Annotated in this window: 15 protein-coding genes and 1 pseudogene; 8 read left to right on the forward strand and 8 right to left on the reverse strand. The window is 38.3% G+C overall.

Annotated features, from left to right (window positions below):
• The first annotated feature begins 90 nt into the window (after positions 1-90).
• The 7 genes and pseudogenes from L647_RS0114835 to L647_RS0114865 all read left to right on the forward strand — a co-directional run bounded on the left by L647_RS0114835 (position 91) and on the right by L647_RS0114865 (position 9670).
• On the forward strand, positions 91-852 hold the full coding sequence (locus tag L647_RS0114835; protein WP_024611512.1) for an IS5 family transposase: 762 nt from the start codon (positions 91-93) through the stop codon (positions 850-852).
• Positions 853-1011: 159 nt separating this feature from the next.
• A complete protein-coding gene (locus tag L647_RS0114840; RefSeq protein WP_253948891.1) occupies positions 1012-1455 on the forward strand; it encodes a hypothetical protein in 444 nt (147 codons plus the stop codon).
• Between the two features lie 145 nt (positions 1456-1600).
• Positions 1601-2908: a hemolysin family protein gene (locus L647_RS0114845; RefSeq protein ID WP_024611764.1), complete on the forward strand. Its 1308-nt coding sequence runs from the start codon at positions 1601-1603 to the stop codon at positions 2906-2908.
• A gap of 273 nt (positions 2909-3181) precedes the next feature.
• Positions 3182-4351: an efflux RND transporter periplasmic adaptor subunit gene (locus L647_RS0114850; protein WP_024611765.1), complete on the forward strand. Its 1170-nt coding sequence runs from the start codon at positions 3182-3184 to the stop codon at positions 4349-4351.
• Between the two features lie 12 nt (positions 4352-4363).
• Entirely contained in the window at positions 4364-7498 is a 3135-nt protein-coding gene (locus L647_RS0114855) for an efflux RND transporter permease subunit (RefSeq protein ID WP_024611766.1), read from the forward strand.
• Positions 7495-8897 (forward strand): annotated as a pseudogene (locus tag L647_RS01000000124335) (efflux transporter outer membrane subunit). Before L647_RS0114855 ends, L647_RS01000000124335 begins: the two are co-directional and overlap by 4 nt.
• 158 nt (positions 8898-9055) lie before the next feature.
• The gene (locus L647_RS0114865; RefSeq protein ID WP_024611767.1) at positions 9056-9670 is read left to right on the forward strand and encodes a TetR/AcrR family transcriptional regulator; all 615 of its coding nucleotides are present in this window, start codon (positions 9056-9058) and stop codon (positions 9668-9670) included.
• A 62-nt stretch (positions 9671-9732) separates the two neighbouring features.
• Here the strand turns inward: L647_RS0114865 and L647_RS0114870 are convergent, their stop codons facing one another.
• The 6 genes from L647_RS0114870 to L647_RS0114895 all read right to left on the reverse strand — a co-directional run bounded on the left by L647_RS0114870 (position 9733) and on the right by L647_RS0114895 (position 15359).
• The gene (locus tag L647_RS0114870; protein WP_024611768.1) at positions 9733-10833 is read right to left on the reverse strand and encodes a HupE/UreJ family protein; all 1101 of its coding nucleotides are present in this window, start codon (positions 10831-10833) and stop codon (positions 9733-9735) included.
• Positions 10830-11864: a tetratricopeptide repeat protein gene (locus L647_RS0114875; protein WP_024611769.1), complete on the reverse strand. Its 1035-nt coding sequence runs from the start codon at positions 11862-11864 to the stop codon at positions 10830-10832. Before L647_RS0114875 ends, L647_RS0114870 begins: the two co-directional genes overlap by 4 nt.
• 52 nt (positions 11865-11916) lie before the next feature.
• Complete coding sequence (locus L647_RS0114880; protein WP_024611770.1) at positions 11917-12420, reverse strand: Ig-like domain-containing protein; 504 nt, start codon at positions 12418-12420, stop codon at positions 11917-11919.
• Between the two features lie 11 nt (positions 12421-12431).
• Positions 12432-14024 (reverse strand): DUF4331 domain-containing protein, encoded by a 1593-nt coding sequence (locus L647_RS0114885; protein WP_024611771.1) that lies wholly within the window; start codon positions 14022-14024, stop codon positions 12432-12434.
• 130 nt (positions 14025-14154) lie between these two features.
• On the reverse strand, positions 14155-14838 hold the full coding sequence (locus L647_RS0114890; protein ID WP_024611772.1) for an anti-sigma factor: 684 nt from the start codon (positions 14836-14838) through the stop codon (positions 14155-14157).
• Positions 14835-15359, reverse strand: coding sequence for a sigma-70 family RNA polymerase sigma factor (locus L647_RS0114895; protein WP_024611773.1), 525 nt, complete (start codon positions 15357-15359; stop codon positions 14835-14837). The genes L647_RS0114890 and L647_RS0114895 overlap by 4 nt, the downstream gene beginning before the upstream one ends.
• A gap of 362 nt (positions 15360-15721) precedes the next feature.
• On the opposite strand from L647_RS0114895, the gene L647_RS0114900 reads away from it, so the two are divergent.
• Positions 15722-17341, forward strand: coding sequence for a diacylglycerol kinase family protein (locus tag L647_RS0114900; protein ID WP_024611774.1), 1620 nt, complete (start codon positions 15722-15724; stop codon positions 17339-17341).
• Between the two features lie 66 nt (positions 17342-17407).
• Here the strand turns inward: L647_RS0114900 and L647_RS0114905 are convergent, their stop codons facing one another.
• Together L647_RS0114905 and L647_RS0114910 are read right to left on the reverse strand one after the other, a co-directional pair.
• The gene (locus L647_RS0114905; RefSeq protein ID WP_024611775.1) at positions 17408-17716 is read right to left on the reverse strand and encodes a VF530 family protein; all 309 of its coding nucleotides are present in this window, start codon (positions 17714-17716) and stop codon (positions 17408-17410) included.
• A 54-nt stretch (positions 17717-17770) separates the two neighbouring features.
• A complete protein-coding gene (locus L647_RS0114910) occupies positions 17771-18073 on the reverse strand; it encodes a DUF1496 domain-containing protein (protein ID WP_024611776.1) in 303 nt (100 codons plus the stop codon).
• Between the last annotated feature and the right edge of the window lie 191 nt (positions 18074-18264).

Genomic DNA, 18264 nt, shown 5'->3' on the forward strand with positions numbered 1-18264 from the left:
TAGGGCGTGTTGATCTTTGCGGTATAAAAAACAAACAGCATGAGGATAAGGTATAATTGAATTCGCTAAAAAACGTTACACCGAACCCTCATGCCAAGATTAATGTTAACAGACGCGACATGGAATGTCTTATCAAAAGTAATGCACTTAAGTGGTCGAATTTATAATAAGCCTGAGCATAGAAAAACGCTCGAAGGCATACTCTATAAGATGCGTACCGGTATTCCTTGGCGAGATTTACCGTCTTATTTCGGCTCGTGGAGTGCTATCTATAGACGATTTAATTTATGGTCCAAAAAAGATATTTTGAATGAATTATTTCGTGTGTTATCCCACTATGCTGATATGGATTGGATCTTTATTGATGGCAGTATTGTCAGGGCTCACCAGCATAGTTGCGGTGCAAGAACCGCTGGCAATGAATCAATCGGTAAGAGTCGAGGTGGCAATTCGACTAAAATTCATCTTGCAGTAGATAGCGGAGGATTGCCTGTTTATTATGAATTATCCTGTGGAAATACGCATGATATCGTCCATGCAGAGTCACTTGTAGACAATTGCCCAACGAGTAATGTGGTTGTCGCAGATAAAGGCTACGATAGTGAAAAACTAAGAGAGTTTATTCGTGATAATAGCGCTACACCCGTTATTCCACGCAAGGATAACAGTTTAGTGGGTAATGAAGATATTGACTGGTGCATGTACAAATATAGGCACTTAGTTGAGAATGCCTTTGGTCGGATCAAACAATATAGAGGGATAGCTACAAGGTATGAAAAGCTTGAACGGAATTATCATTCCATGCTCGCTTTAGCATTTACTATGATGTGGCTACCAATGTGGGCTGATTAATATATATACTACAAAGATCAACAGCCCCTAGTCGGTAGCTCAATCGACAAAGTAAATAAAGCACTTGATGGCTCAGGTATTGATTACACTATTTTAGTTCATAATTGGACCGTGTCTTATAATGCTGTACTACGTGACAAGTACACCTGTATTTTTTCTATGGTTAGACTGCCAAACAGAGAAAAAAAGTTTACCTGGATAGCTGAACTCGAACCTTTTGACTCTGCTATTTATGCCCTAAAATCTCGCAGTATAAAACTAAATACTTTAAACGATGCTAAACGCTATAAAACAGCCGTACTTAGAGAAAACTTTAGCCATCACTATTTAGTTGAGCGAGGGTTTAGTGAGTCCCAGCATTTATTACTAATCGACAACTTAGATAAAATAGATAAATTAGTGAGTACAAGGCACGATATTTTAGATTTTATAGTATTAAGTAAAAAGCAATTTGCTCATAGAGCTAAAACTGAACCAAAGTTAAAGTTACTTGAACCCGTACTGAGCTTAAACACCGCACAATCTCCTTTGTACTTTGCGTGCAATATTAATATGGATCCTTCCTTAGTAACTCAATTAAAAGCCGCCTTTAGTAAAATTTAAAGAGTGAAATTTATAGTTTTACAAGCTTAACTAATTGAAATTTAGTGGTTAAAATATATATTGTAAATTTAAATTGCTGCGTTTAAAAAAGCGATTATAATCAGCTGCTTTTGTTTCAAAAGCACTAACTTTTTTGGAGCGTTAAATGGGTGATTTAATCGGGATTAGCTTATTGATCTTGATCAGTGCGTTGTTTGCTATGTCGGAAATAGCAATTGCAGCGTCACGAAAAATAAAGCTGCGAGTAATGGCAGATGAAGGCAATATAAAAGCGGCTGCGGTATTAAAACTGCAAGAGAATCCGGGTGCTTTTTTTGCCATGATTCAAATAGCCCTCAACGCAATTGCTATACTGGGTGGTATTGTAGGCGAGCAGGCACTATCTCCTTATGTTGAAAGTATATTAGTACTTTTTTATCAAGGCGCGCATTTAGAAAAAATCAGCTTTTTATTCTCGTTTTTTACTATTACTTCTTTATTTATATTGTTTGCCGATTTAATGCCAAAACGCTTAGCGATGATCATGCCTGAAGCGGTAGCTGTTAGAGTGGTGACAATAATGCGCTGGGTTACCTTTGCATTAACGCCGCTGGTTATGTTTTTTAACGGCGTAACAAACTTTGTACTGCGTTTATTTAAAGTACCGGCTGAGCGAGAAGACAATGTAACAACGGAAGATATTGTAGCAATGATGGACGCAGGTGCTGCGTATGGTAGCTTACAAAAACAAGAATACGAACTCATTGGTAATGTGTTTGACCTAGAAGCCCGATTTTTATCGAGTGTAATGACGCCTCGCGACCAAATTGTGTATTTTGATTTAAACGAAAGTAGCCATGATATTGCGACTAAAATTATTGACCATCCTCATAATCACTTTTTAGTGGTATCAGGAAACTTAGATAAATTACATGGATCAGTAGAATCTAAAGATATTTTAAGGCAAGTGCTTAAAGGTGATGTAGCAAATATAAATGATGAGCTTATTGATAAGGATGTTTTTTACCTTCCAGAAACACTGAGTTTATCTGAGGCGTTAAACGCGTTTAAAAGTGCAGCAAAACCATTTGCCGTTGTGGTTAATGAATATGCTCTATCGGTTGGTATTGTTACGGTTAAAGATTTAATGAAAGGCTTTATGGGGGATTTAATTACCCATCAAGGTGATGAGCTAATAATTGAGCGCGACGTGAACTCTTGGCTGGTGGATGGTTTAACACCTATTACTGATTTAGCTAAAGTATTAGATATAGAAGAGTTTCCACAGCAAATGCATTACGAAACGGTTGCTGGTTTTTTAATTTATACCATGAAACGTATTCCAAAGCGTGCTGAACATTTAACGTATGCTGGCTTTAAGTTTGAGGTTGTTGATGTAGAAGGAATTAGGGTAGAGCAGTTACTTGTTTCGCGAGTAGCTCCTACAATAACGTCACCACCTGTAACTGAGTAAATCGCACTTTTAAAGTGAGTGTATTTATCTTTAGGTACATTTAAAAGCCAAGCTATGCTTGGCTTTTTGTTTTTTAATTAGTAAATAATCATTACTGCTATTTTATTAATAAGCTAGATTATTTAATTTTCATCAGGTTAACATGGTGTACTACCTAATACTTACATTGTTTTTTTAGAGTGTAAGTTTCTATAAATTTCGTCGTATTAAGATTCATTATTGAACACTTTTACTTTAGAATGATCGTTCACTCTAAATTAAAAGGTATTTGACATGCAGCGTTCCCGCATCGCTTTATTTGTATTATCAGCCCTCGTCGGTTCTGTTGCTTTAACTGGTTGCGACCAGGCAGCTGAACAGTCGCAAGCTTCTGCACCAAAAGCCGTTCCAGTAGGGGTTATTACATTAAAAAGCCAAGCGCTTACTCTCAAAAAAGAACTTCCTGGTCGTATCAGTGCATTTCAAATTGCTGAAATTCGCCCACAAGTAAGTGGTATTGTGCAATCTCGTTTATTTGTAGAAGGTAAAGAGGTTAAACAAGGTCAGGCTCTGTATCAAATAGACCCTGCGACATTTGAAGCAGACTTAGCAGCAAGTGAAGCAAGTGTTGCACGGGCTCAGGCAAGTATTTCAAGTAGTAAAGCCAAGGCATCTCGTTTTAGCGAGCTTTTAAAAATAAAAGCGGTAAGTCAGCAAGATTTTGACGAGGCTGATGCTGCATACAAACAAGCAAAAGCTGAATTGTTAACAGCTAAGGCGCAGTTACAAACAGCGCAAATTAATCTTGATTACAGCCATGTGTCTTCGCCAATCAGTGGGCAAATTAGTAAATCAAGCGTAACTGTAGGTGCATTAGTAAGTGCCAATCAAAGTACTGCACTTGCTACCGTTACTCAGCTTGATCCAATTTACATCGATTTAACACAATCAAGTAACGAACTTACAAAGCTTAAAAAATCACTTGCATCTGGCGATTTAACGGTTGATTCTGCGAGTCAAACTGATGTTGAGCTCACTATGGAAGATGGGTCAATTTATCCTCACAAAGGCACATTACAGTTTTCTGAAGTGACTGTTGACCCAAGTACTGGCTCAGTAACACTACGTGCTAAATTTTCAAACCCAGAAAAATTATTACTGCCAGGCATGTATGCCCGAGCTTCTATTGTGGAAGGTGTTAAGGCGGGTGCTATTTTAGCTCCGCAACGTGGTGTTAGCCGTAATTCAAAAGGCGAACCAACAGCAATGGTTGTGAGTAAAGACAACACAGTAGAAAGCCGCGTATTAAAAGTAGACAGAACGATTGGTTCTGATTGGCTTGTTACTGATGGCTTAATGGATGGCGATAAGTTAATAGTTGAAGGTTTACAAAAAATCCGCCCTGGTGCACCAGTGAATCCTTCTGAAATTCAATCGTCTGCTAAAGCCGATCAAGCGCAATAACGGAGAGTTTTAATGTCACGATTTTTTATCGATAGACCGATATTTGCTTGGGTACTCGCTATTGTAGTGATGCTTGCAGGTATTTTGGCGATTAGGAGTTTACCTATTTCGCAGTATCCTTCAATTGCACCACCTGCAGTGAGTATTACTGCAACGTACCCTGGTGCATCTGCACGTACACTAGAGGATACGGTAACGCAAGTTATTGAGCAAAAAATGAAAGGACTTGATGGCTTGCTTTATATGTCATCTACTTCTGAGTCGAGTGGTTCTGCTACGCTTACACTTTCGTTTAGCGCTGAAACTGACCCTGATATTGCACAAGTTCAAGTGCAAAATAAACTAGCGACAGCGACTCCACTATTACCAGAAGCCGTTCAAAGGCAAGGCGTTGTAGTTGCAAAGTCTGCACGTAACTTTTTAATGGTTTATGCTTTTGTGTCTAAAGATGGCAGCATGAATAACATTGATATTGGTGATTATGTTTCATCAAACGTGCAAGATATTGTCTCGCGTGTTGAAGGCGTAGGTGAAGTGCAGCTGTTTGGTTCTCAGTACGCGATGCGTATTTGGTTAGACCCTGCAAAGTTACAAAATTATAAGCTTACACCTGCTGATATTAGTGCATCAATTAGTGCGCAAAATGCACAAGTATCTGCCGGTCAACTTGGCGGTATGCCTGCCGTTGATGGTCAGCAACTTAATGCAACAGTAACTGCGCAAAGTCGATTACAAACGCCAGAGCAATTTGAACAAATATTAGTTAAAACCAATCCAGATGGCTCTTTTGTACGTCTAGAGGACGTTGCTAGAGTAGAGCTTGGCGGTGAAAGCTACCGCGTTGTTGCTCGTTACGATGGACAACCTGCATCCGGATTAGGTATTAAATTAGCCAGTGGTGCTAACGCACTTGATACTGCCGCTGGAGTTAAAAAAGCAATTGAAGAGCTAAAACCGTTTTTCCCTGAGGGGTTAGATGCTGTTATACCTTACGACACAACGCCGTTTGTATCGTTATCTATCGAAAAAGTTATTCATACATTAATTGAAGCTGTTGTACTTGTTTTTGTAGTTATGTATTTGTTCCTACAAAACTTTAGGGCAACGCTTATACCGACAATAGCAGTGCCAGTGGTTTTACTAGGTACGTTTGGTATTTTATACACCTTTGGTTATTCAATAAATACGCTAACGATGTTTGCGATGGTGCTTGCCATAGGCTTATTAGTAGATGACGCAATCGTTGTTGTAGAAAATGTTGAGCGCTTAATGACCGAGGAAAAACTCTCGGCGCTTGAAGCAACACGAAAATCTATGGATGAAATTAAAGGCGCGCTGGTAGGTATTGCCATGGTGCTTTCTGCGGTATTTATCCCAATGGCATTTTTTAGTGGTTCTACCGGTATTATTTATCGTCAGTTTTCTATTACGCTTGTATCGGCAATGGGCTTGTCGGTATTGGTGGCACTTATTTTAACACCTGCATTGTGTGCAACGCTTTTAAAACCAAGCCATGTTCATGATAACACGTCATTTATTGGCAAGTTTTTCACTGGTTTTAACCGTGGGTTTGATAAAACTAATAGCGGTGCGCAAGGCTTTGTTAGCCGAATGATCAACCACTCTAAGCGTTATTTACTTATTTACGCGGTAATAGTGGGTGGCATGGTGTATGTATTTTCGCATTTACCAACGGCATTTTTACCAGACGAAGACCAAGGTATTTTATTTAACCAAGTTTCGTTACCAGCGGGTTCTACAACACAGCAAACGTTAGAAGTTGTTAAAAAAATGGAAAACCATTACCTAAATGACCAATCTGAGGCTGTTAACGGTATCTTTACTGTAACAGGATTTAGTTTTGCAGGTTCAGGTCAAAACTCTGCAATTGGTTTTGTTAACCTTAAACATTGGGATCAGCGTCAACGCGATGATTTATCGGTACAAGGTGTTGCTGGTAAAGCAATGGGGTACTTCTCAACGATAAAAGAAGCATTTGTTTTTGCCTTTCCGCCACCTGCAATTGTTGAACTGGGTACTGCTAATGGTTTTAATATCTTTTTACAAGACCGTGTAGGCCTAGGGCATGATGCACTTTTAGCTGCGCGAAATCAGTTATTAGGTTTAGCAAGCCAAAGTCCAATTTTAGCGGGCGTACGTCCAAATGGACAAGAAGATATGCCAGAACTACAACTTGATACAGATTTGGCAAAAGCCGAAGCGCTTGGCGTGTCGCAAAACGATATTAACAGTACACTTTCGACAGCATGGGGTAGTAGTTATGTGAATGACTTTATTGACCGTGGTCGAGTTAAAAAAGTGTATATGCAAGGTGATGCACAATCGCGCATGGTGCCTGAGGATCTAAATAAGTGGTATGTGCGTAATGATAATGGCGATATGGTGCCGTTTTCAGCGTTTGCTAGTGCCTACTGGACGTATGGTTCGCCACGTTTAGAGCGTTACAATGGTTTTTCAGCTATGGAAATTCAAGGTAGCGCAGCGCCGGGTTACAGTACAGGCCAAGCAATGGATGAAATGGAGCGTTTAGTTAAACAATTACCTAATGGTATTTCGTCTGAGTGGACCGGTATTTCATTCCAAGAGCGCTCAAGTAGCGGTCAAGCACCTTTACTATATGGCTTATCGCTGTTGTTTGTATTTTTATGTTTAGCCGCGCTTTATGAAAGTTGGTCGGTACCGTTTGCGGTAATGATGATTGTGCCACTGGGTATATTTGGTGCGATTATGGCTGCGGTAACAGGTGGATTATCTAACGATATTTACTTACAAGTAGGCTTATTAACCACCATTGGTCTTGCCTCTAAAAATGCGATACTGATTGTAGAGTTTGCGATTCATAAAATGGATGATGGGCTCGGATTAGTAGATGCAGCAGTTGAAGCAGTTCGCTTACGTTTACGTCCAATACTCATGACTTCGATGGCCTTTATTTGTGGTGTTATACCACTTGCTATAGCCTCAAGTGCGGGTTCTGGTGCGCAAAATGCGTTAGGTATTTCTATTATTGGCGGCACACTCGCATCATCAATATTAGTTGTTGTATTTGTACCGTTGTTTTTTGTATTAGTTCGTCGTGTATTCCCTGGTAAGTCTAAAGAGACTATTAAGGAGAGTGCAGAATGAGTGTGAAAACATTTACTTTAAGTGCTATAGCGCTTGTTGTATTAAGTGGCTGCCAACTTGCACCTGAGCAAAAAGATATCACTTTACCAGTACCTGATGCATATGCATCGGGTGCTGGGCAAGCACAAGAAGTGGCTTTAAAGTGGCAGCAGTTTTTTAGTGATAAAAAACTACAATCACTTATAACGCAAAGCTTAGAGCACAATAAAGATATGCAAATTGCTGTGCTTAACGTGCAACGTGTACGTGGTTTATATCAAATTGAAGACTCTGCATTGTATCCGTCATTAGACTTTGATGGTTCGGGTACGCGCCAGCGTTTACCNGTACTGGCGATGCAGCTATTAGCTCTCAATACAGTGCTACGGTAGGTATTACGTCGTACGAGTTGGATATTTGGGGCAAAGTACGCAACCAATCAAAGCAAGCTCTGCAAAACTTATACTCTACTGAACTTAGCCAATACAGCACGCAGGTATCGCTAGTAGCAGAACTTGCTAATGCGTGGCTAAATTACGCTGCCGATCAGCAGTTATTAAAATTAGCTCAAGATACGTTAACGTCTCAACAAGAGTCGCTGTCGCTTACTCAAAAAAGTTTTGATTTAGGTGCCGCTTCAAAAATTACGCTTGAGCAACTTAGAAGCACAGTGGCTACTGCAAAAGTTGATATTGCAACGTATAAACGCCTATTAAATCGTGACAAAAATGCGCTTGATTTGTTAGTAGGTAAGCCAGTAGCGAGCGATTTATTGCCAAGTAAATCATTGGATTCACTTTTAAGTTTACCCGCTATACCAGTAGGTTTGCCATCTGACTTATTAACTCAGCGACCAGATATTAAAGCAGCCGAGCACTTGTTATTAGCTGCAAATGCCAATATTGGTATTGCGCGTGCTGCTTTTTATCCAAGTATTAGTTTAACGGCTAATGCCGGTACAGCGTCTAGTGATTTAAGTGATTTATTTGACGCAGGCTCTGGTACGTGGAGCTTTGTGCCATCGGTGAGTTTACCTATTTTTAATATGGGTCGAAACCAAGCTCGGTTAGATGTAGCACAAGCAGATCAAGAAATTGCATTAGTTACGTATCAGCAAAAAATTCAGCAAGCTTTTCGTGAAGTATCTGATGCATTAGCTGATAGGCAAGGGTATCAAGAGCAATTAGATGCACTTGATATGCTACTAAAAAGCCGACAATCAACATTTGATTTATCGCAAGCACGATACGATAACGGTGCCGATAGTTACCTACAAGTACTTGATGCTCAAAGAACGTGGTACAGCGCCCAGCAACAGAACATTGTTGGTCAACAAGCTTTACTCGCTAGTAAAATTAGCCTGTACAAAGTAGTTGGTGGTGGCTGGGATAAAAACGTTAAAACGAGCCAAGCTAAGTAATATAAATGGCTGTACTTAATTATATGTATAGCCATTTAATACAGTAGTAGGTCTAAATAGCTGGTGTAAGTTAGCGCGTTAAATACACTTATATTTGTATATGACTTACCATTAAAACACCTTTTGTCGAACCGATTGGTTTGGTAATGGAGTTTCGTATGAAAACCAAAAGACACACAGACCCAGCACTTGCACAGGCGCGAAGAGAGCAAGTTCTTTGCGCTGCAGCTGATTGCTTTCGCCGTAAAGGTTACCATGGTGCAGGTATGGCTGAAATATCAAGAACGGCAGGCATGAGCGCTGGGCATATCTATAATTACTTCGAAAGCAAAGAAGCAATTATAGAAAGTATTATAGAAAAAGACATGGAAGAGATGTTTTCTATATTTCAAGAGTTTGAAGATCAACCAGGCGATATTTTAACGGTTTTATTAGATGGTTTAAATATTGGCGTTAAAAGACACATGGACACAGGTGCATGCGTTGTTGATTTAGACATGATGGCTGAAGCAGGCAGAAACTTTAAAGTAGCGTCTTTATTGCGAGATGCCGATACGCAAGCACGTAACAGAATGCGCCAGCTTCTTATTAGTGAAAGCAGTGTTATTAAAGACATTGATGAAGCGGAGTTAGATAGTCGTATTAATGTTATTTTTTCTGTAATGGCAGGGTTATTACTTAGAAAGGTACTTTACCCAGAGCTTACAGAAGAAACTGTATTAATAGCGCTTCGCCCAGCAATGAAAACCTTACTTATGCCATTTGAGCGCTAATAAAAGTAAATCTAAAAACTAGCCAATAAACTTGGCTAGTTTTACTTTAATGAGCACAGGTTTTAAAATCGCTCTATAGACCACTGCAAAGCAATAAGTGCAATTGCAATTGAGCCTATTGGCATTAACCATTTTTTATACCAATCGTAATTTCTTACCCAAATCAATAGCGGCAAGGCAACAAGTAAAATACTAAGCTGACCAAACTCAACCCCTAAGTTAAATGCAAGAATACTTAGTAATTGATAATCGCTAGATAACCCAAGCTCGCCTAATACACTGGCAAATCCCATTCCATGTAATAAACCAAATGCGAACGTGAGCCAACCCAGACGAAGTACTACGGGCCATACATTATTTAGCGCGGCAAAAAGTACAGATATTGCAATACCGAGTTCTACCCAGCGACTATTTGGTGACACAAGGTTTAATGCCGTCGCGGTGAGCGTAATAGAATGCGCAAGCGTAAATGCGGTAACTATCCAAGCCGTGTGCTTAATTATTTGTTTTTTTGATGTAATACCTTGCCACTGCTTTTGTGTACGAGTAAGTACGCATGGCAGCAACAGGGCAATTAAAAATAAAATATGATCAACACCAATTAAAATATGTATAACGCCTTGATACACATACTGACTAAAGGTGCTTAAATAGCTTGACTGAGTAACACTAAACGTTTGCTTTGCATCGTTAATATTAAATACACGCGATACATTGTTTATATTCACAATTGCTTTGTGATTTGCATCGGTTTTAAAAAAAGCACTGTAATTAAGCGTGACTGAATTATTGCTATCGCAATTAAATAAAAGTGGGATCACTAAATAGGGCTGATTAAAGTGATTATCTAATTGGTACGTTGCTTCACTCGATAAAGCACATACCTGCTCAGTTTGTGATAGCGTTAAACTAGCGCTAATAAATTGGTTGATTGAGCTGCGTTTTGCTTTAATTTCTGCCCACGATATTTGTCCGTTTTGATCTAGATCGAGCGGGACTATTTGTTCTAAATCGGCAATGTTAACTTGCCAATCACCGATGTATTGATTTTTATTAGTGTCGTTGTTAAGCGTTATATAACTGGTACTTAACTGATGAGAAAAACTACTTGCTGAGTAAAGAAAAAGTATTGAGGTAATAATTAATAAGAAAAAAGTTCTCATAGAGTGTCTCGTTGCATCGCTTTAGCTTGAATAATTAATTGCTCGTCTGCGCTCATTTTTGCTTGTTGCCAATTAATATTTGCCCAATATAATGCTTTTTGACCATTAGGCTGCACTGCAATGTAATATTTTGCTAAATCGCTGGCATGAAAAGTATCTTGGCGTAACTCACGTAAATCAACACGGCTTTTCATCATAGTTTGCCATTTTTTATCAGAATTATTTAGTTTTTTTTCTGCAATGGCAAGTCTCAGTAAAATAGCATCTTCTAAATTATTATTATCGGTGAGTAATTCCCCCAAAGTATCTAGCAGTTGCTGGTCATTATTTAGTTCAAGTTGTATGTCTGCCCACAAAACAATAAGACTGACAGGGGCTTTTCGTAAATCTATATCTTGTATATATGCAAAAGCAGCATCATAGTTATTTAAGCGGTAGCTCATTTCACTCAGCACGTGTGTAGTTGCTAGGCTTATATCTTTATTTTGAGTTATCTTTTTTAAAGATTGATAGCTTTGTAAAAGGTCATCGTGCTGACTTTGTACATCTAATACACATGTACTCGTAGTTGTTATACTTACTAATCCGATTAATGCCACGCATTGTTGTTTTGCTTCAATAAACCGACCTTTAGTCATGTAAATGTTTGCAAGTAGTAAGTGGCTATTGCTGTGATTAGGCTCAATTGCTAATACTTGATTGGCTACGTTTATAGCTTCGTTAAATAGGTGTTCTTTTTGTAATACGCGTGCATATAAATAGCCAACTTGAGGTGTTGGGTTTTGCTTATACAATGTAGCTAAACGTGTTTTAAGCATGCCTTGTAAGCGCTCCGTTTGTCCTACATATTGGCTGTTAACCACGAGCGAATTTATTTCATCAAGGGAGAGTTTAGCTGTAATTACAGATCTACTTGATGCTACAACGCTATCGTCACTCGGAATATAAGGCTTTGTAAAAGCATTACATGAAAATAAAGTCGCAATAAGTGCGGTTGTTAATTTAACTGATTTAATGCTGGGTAGGTGCATTTTAATATCCTTAAAAAAGCCATCCATGGCCTGTCAGCTTAATATTTACTGATTAGTTATTATTTGTAGAAAGCAAGTCATCAACATCAGTATCTGCGTTTGTAAAAACACGACCATTTACTGAAAGAGGCTCTGCATTAGGACCTTGATTAAATGCATCTGTTGCAAATTGAGCAAAGTCTACTTGCAATGCTTCAATTGTAATATTAACGCTAGCGCTTACTTGTTCATTAACGCCATCTGATACGCTAAATACAAAACTATCAGCGCCAGTTGCTTCTTTATTTGGCGTATAAGTATAACTACCGTCTGCATTTACAACAGTGCTGCCAAGCGTAGAGTTTGACGTTAAGCTATAGGTTAGTGCATCGCCATCTACGTCATCAGCTACTAGCATGTCATTAATAGCAACCTCAGTTTGCGTTGTAAGTGCGACATTACTTGTTGTTGGTGCTGAATTTACAGCGGGTGATGATTTTTTATCATCATCACTACATCCACTTATTACTAAAAAACTAACAAGTAAACACGCATGTGAAGCTTTTAAATTACGCATTATCGTGATCCTTATTTAGAACCCGCAAGTGGTGTTGCAAGATATGGGAAGCTAGCATCCATCATAGATGCATTTACAGGTGCACCATCGGTAAATGGTACAGTCCCTACATTAGCATCCTCTGGTGTACAAAGACCTAAATCAGTGTCTTCTCCACCTACAGGAATAGGATGACATAAACGTCCCATTACAACGCGTAGCGCAATATCAACTACGTCATCACCTGGGCGGCGACCATTTGGAAAACCGGCTAAATCGTTTCCGGCTACACCAAATGTTGATTGATCAGCTTGCGCTGTGGCTGCAATAGCAGTGTTTAATCGCAACATTTCTGAAGGTGTTACCGTAGCTTGTTGGTTAACGCCTGCAAAGCCTGTTAAAAATGCGGTAATTAAATCTGTGCGTGGGAAGTTTGTTGGTGCAAGTGTTTCTAAATTAGCGCCAAGTGTTGTGTTAACAGCATCTTTAAATAAAATATTTAATAGTTCAGGTAAAGCAGGATGAGAAACATAATCTAAAAATTGTGCGTCATCTTTTGGATGAGCTGTAGAAAATGTATCTTTGTCTTTAATACCAATTACAAGTTCGTTTACAAGTGGATTACCTAAACGAGAAACTTGTGTTAATGCGCCGCCGTTAACAGCGTTGTTAGCAAATTTAGCATTAGGATTTAAAATGCGTGCTTGTGGTAAGCTCGCTGTTGTCCACGAACCAATTACACCATTTCCTTCACCTACAACACAACTTTTAGGAATTTCGATAGCGATAGAGGTTATGTTTTTATCAGCTAAATCATCGTTGTCAGCAGATTGTGTAATACCACCTGGAAAGCCACCGCCATCGCCAACACCTGGAGCACTATCGCCTTCAACTGGTACATAATTTACCAAATCAAATGTTTTGCCTAAATTTACTACGAATGGGTCTTTACGTTGTCCAACAAATACTCTTGCCATTGAGTCACAGTTAGGAATTGAAACTTGATACATAAATTGATCTGCATAAGTTTGATAATTTTCCATAGAAGTGAATGTTTTATTACCAATGTAATCAAGCGGCTTTTTAAATGTTGTTGAATTTGTTGCTGTATTATTTAGCTCAACACTAGTGCCTGCTTTTTGAGGACCGTTAATCATACTTACAGTGTAAGATTCACTAAAGTTAGCCGCACTGTCATTACCTGCTGACACACCGCCTACATTTTTAAGTGGAACAGATACCGTACGTTGGTTACCCTCAGGACCTACTGTTAATTGTACACCTTGATTATCGTTTGGCAGCATGCTTTCAAAGTTAAACGCAAATGTAATGTCTTCAACTGCATCGCCGTCGTTATCAATGTGAATGTTGTATGTTGCGTCTGGGTCCATTGCAAAATAATTTGGACCACCGTATGCATCTTGTAATGGGATGTAGTTAGCAATTAATGTAACGAAATCGTCACGACCTTGTTCATAACTATTAAAAATATAAAAATCTGTAGAGTCTAAAGTCGGGAAGCGACTAATATTTGGTGCTTCTCTGTGGCTTGACGCCTCGCTTGGTGCACTAGCAAATGTACTGCATATTACTACTGCAAGTATTGATGGAGTTAAAGCTTTCATGACTTTGTCCTTTAGTTTTTGATTGAAGTCATGAGTAATAACGGGGCAGGTTTTAAATTGGATGCAAAAAAGTTAAATTATTTTATATTTTGTTAAAAATTGGCTACTTTTAAAAGTAGCCAATAAAAAGTTATAAAAGGATTAACTCAGTTGTATACAACACTTCGGTAGGTAAACCATTAGGCGAGCCGCCAATAGGCTCTAAGCTTACCGCTAGCAGAGTAATATTACTGGCATTAAAGCGTTTATCTTTTAGTAATATTTTACCGCCTTGTTTGGGCAATAAACCAAGAGAAATAGGAGTATCTTGACCTTTAAGTATCATCCAAAGCTCATAGTCTTTATTTGTTTGAGCAACTAGCTGGCTGCTTGCTTTTATTGAAAGTGCTTGTTCATTTACATCTATAAACCAAAGTGATTGTTTATCTTGATTTTGAACTAACGCAATTTGTTGCGTATTTTCAATTTTAGTAGCCGGTTGTATTACTAAAAAGGCTAAAACAATGCACGCAGCCGTTGCTACAAAAGACCATGTTCTCCAAAGTGATGGTTTGGTGTGTATTACTTTTTTACTTTGCTGCGGCTGGTTTTCAATGCGCTGTATAATTTGTTGCCATACATCATCGCTAGGTGTTTGCGCAGTAATAGAGCTCGCTAAATTATTTAAATTTTGTTCCCACATCGAAATCGCTTCGCGCGCTTGATGAGAAGTAAGTAGCAAGCGTTGAAAGCGTTTTCGGGCTAGCCCTCTTAGTGTACCAAGCACATATTGGCCAGCAAGCGCATCTAATAGTTCAGGTTTGTTATAATTCATAATGTTAAGCACCTTTGTAGCTGCATAAGCCCGCGCCTGATCCAGCTTTTAACTGTGCCCAGGGGCGTATCAATATGATCAACTAATTCGCTATGACTTAGTCCTTTGTAATACGCTAAGTGAATAGCTTGTTTTTGTTGTGAATCTAATTGCTCGATACATTCTACGAGCTTAGTTTCTTCATCGTAAGTTACATCAATAGCTTGCTCGTTATAATCGTCATCACCCATTGATTGCTCTTTTCGTACTTTATTGTAGCGAAGTGCATCAAGGCTTCTGTATCTAACAATACTAATCATCCAACTAATAACCGTACCTTTAGATGAATTATATTCTGAGGCATTATGCCAAATTTTTATAAAAGCATCCTGTAATACTTCTTCTGCATGAGCTCTGTTTGTTAGCATATTTAATGTTATAGCGAACAATTTACCGTTCGTTTGTTGGTAAAGATTTGAAAAAGCATGCTTGTCTCCTTGTGCTGTTGCGCACAAAAGTGGTAGTAATTCATCATTATCCATAAGGTTCCTGTTTTTTCTTGTTGTCATTAAGTAAACGTATAAAGGTGAAGTTTGGATGCAAAATAATGTGAAGCAGATATTTGAATCAACTAAACTATACGTTACAACAAGTAAATAAAGATCATTTTTGTAAATATATAGTAATGGGAATATTTGACTTATTACAATGTAAAAAGCACATAACTTTAATTCAGTGTTATTAAGTGAATTTTTAGTTATGAAATAGTCTTTTAAATTAATAGCTTATGTTTTTAGCGTGTTGCGCCTTAAACTTTTATATGGCGCGTTATTTGCAACGTTAAAAATTCAACCGTTTAAATAAGCAAAAATAATAACGGTAATACACCATTAAAGGAGACAGTATGTGGGCTGCAATTAGTTATTTAATACTAGCGTTGTTACTTATATTGACAGGCTGGGAAGTAAACTCAGTTTATTTTTCGATTGTTTTTTACTGGACCGCTCTATCACTTACGCTTGTTAGTGCTGCTTATATTTTTAATATAGCCAAAATATTTAGAAAGCGTGAAAACGGTGTAATTCCTTTTTATATACGTTGGGCATTCGTACCATTTTTGTTTGGCGTGCAAATATATAATGCGTGGGCACGTAAACATGACAAAGTGCCGCCCATTCAACAAATTAATAAGCACTTGTTTTTAGCTTGTCGGTTATTTCCTTCAGATATAGATACATTAAAAAGTAACGGTATTACGGCAATTTTAGATGTAACTTGCGAATTTGATGGGTTAGAGTGGAGTTCTACGCAAGAAAATATAAAGTATTTAAATATCCCTGTGCTTGATCACAGTATACCTTCGCACTCACAGCTAAATCAGGCTATTAACTGGATACACCATCATATTAAAAAAGACCGCCGTGTCGTTATACACTGTGCTTTAGGCCGAGGGCGTTCTGTTTTTGTTATGGCTGCTTACTTACTAAGCCAAAATAAAAATGCAGATGTACATGAAGTACTCGCTCAAATAAAAGAAACTCGCCAAACAGCTAATTTGAATAAGCGCCAATTACGTCACCTTGCTAAGCGTCATAAAAAAGGTGAGTTAATAATTAAAAACAAAGCATTTTTAATTGCCAACCCAGTATCGGGTACAAAAATATGGCAAGATAAAGAGCACTTAATTATTGCTCGTTTATCAGCTTATTATGATTTAACGGTTTTAACTACATCAACACAAGTTAATGGTACGGCTTTAGCTGAGCAAGCTATGAAGCACAACCCAGACATTGTTATTGCTTGTGGTGGTGATGGCACCGTTGCAGAAGTGGCTAGTGTATTAGTTAATACATCTTGTAAGCTAGGTATTATCCCCTTAGGGACTGCTAATGCACTTGCTCATGTATTAATGGGAATTAGCTCTAAATTTATTCCTGTGGAACAAGCATGTGATTTAATTATTGATGGGCAAACCAGCCTTATAGACACCGCTTACTGTAATAATGAACTTATGTTGTTACTAACGGGTATTGGTTTTGAGCAATCAATGATAGAAAAAGCAGACCGAGAGTCTAAAAATAAATTAGGTCAGCTTGCTTATATCAATGGTTTTTTACAATCATTTAGCGAACAAAAATCGCAAATACTTAACGTTAAACTCGATAATAATGAACCACGAGAAATCTGCACAAATAGCTTTATAGTAGCCAATGCCGCACCTTTTACTACATTGTTAGCACAAGGCGGTGGGCAACCCGACCACAGTGATGGTTTACTTGATATAAGCTGGCTAACCCCTAATGACGAAAACTCTACAACGGTATTAAGTATTGCAGAGCTGATGTTTAGCAGTATTACACAAACACATTTAGCAATTAATTCTCATCATACCAATGCTAAAAAAGTCGAAATTACGGGCGAAAATACAATTAAGTATGTAGTTGATGGGGAAGTTAAAACAGCTGACAAATTAGTTATTACCATAGAGCCGGCATCACTAAATGTAATTTGCAAAGAGGTATAAAAAGGTATGTAAGAGGGGGCTAAAGTATAAAGTGATGTATAACACGGTTATACATCACTTTATAAATTATTTTTTAATAGAAGGCCAAACAAATCCTGTTGTATCAGGTGCTTGATTTGACGTTTCTCTAGGCGCACTTTTTGGTCTGCGAATAGGTTTGTTATTTATAGTATGAATGTAGAGAGCTTCTACTTTATCGCGTGCCCATGGTGTTTTGCGTAAAAATTTTAAACTCGACTTAATGCTTGGCGCATCAGTAAAGCATTTTATTTTCACTTGCTCACCGAGTGTTCTCCAGCCAAGTCGCTGTTCTAACTCAACAAGTATTTGTTCTAACGTTACCCCATGTAAAGGGTTTTTAGGTTGATTATTCATAGCTGCACTGCTTATTTAAACTATGCGCATTGTAGCTTATTTCACGCATAGAGGCTAATTCACTGTGATTTTTTTAGGCTGCGACGGGTAAATAGCATTGCCTTGTTTATCTATTTTAAGCCAGATTAACTGACTGTTATTTTGTTGTGGGTTTTTTGCACCACAAAGTAATGTAAAAGAGTGTACTTGTATTAAAGCTCCCTCGGTGTAGCGTTTATTATCGTACCAGCAACTAGAATCGAGACTAATAAATTGCTCTGCATCCACCACCGAAAGCGTTTTATTAGAACCTGCATGGCTAAGCATTGTGAATGTTAAGCAACTAAAACAAAAACATAGAATATATAAATTGCGCATTTCTCACCTTAAATTTTCGCGATTTTAAAAATAATACACTAGGGTCTGTTGATCTTTGCGGATTAAAATTTGTTCAAACTAGGGGCTATTTAATCGCGGCGCGAGATTTGTAACCTAGTGGGCTAAGTCAAAACCGAGCAACAAAGAGTAAATAGCCCCTAGGAAGAACCCTTTGGGCAGCGCCTGTTTGG

Origin of the sequence: Pseudoalteromonas sp. TB64 (assembly GCF_000498095.1) — a bacterium.
Lineage (GTDB): Bacteria > Pseudomonadota > Gammaproteobacteria > Enterobacterales > Alteromonadaceae > Pseudoalteromonas.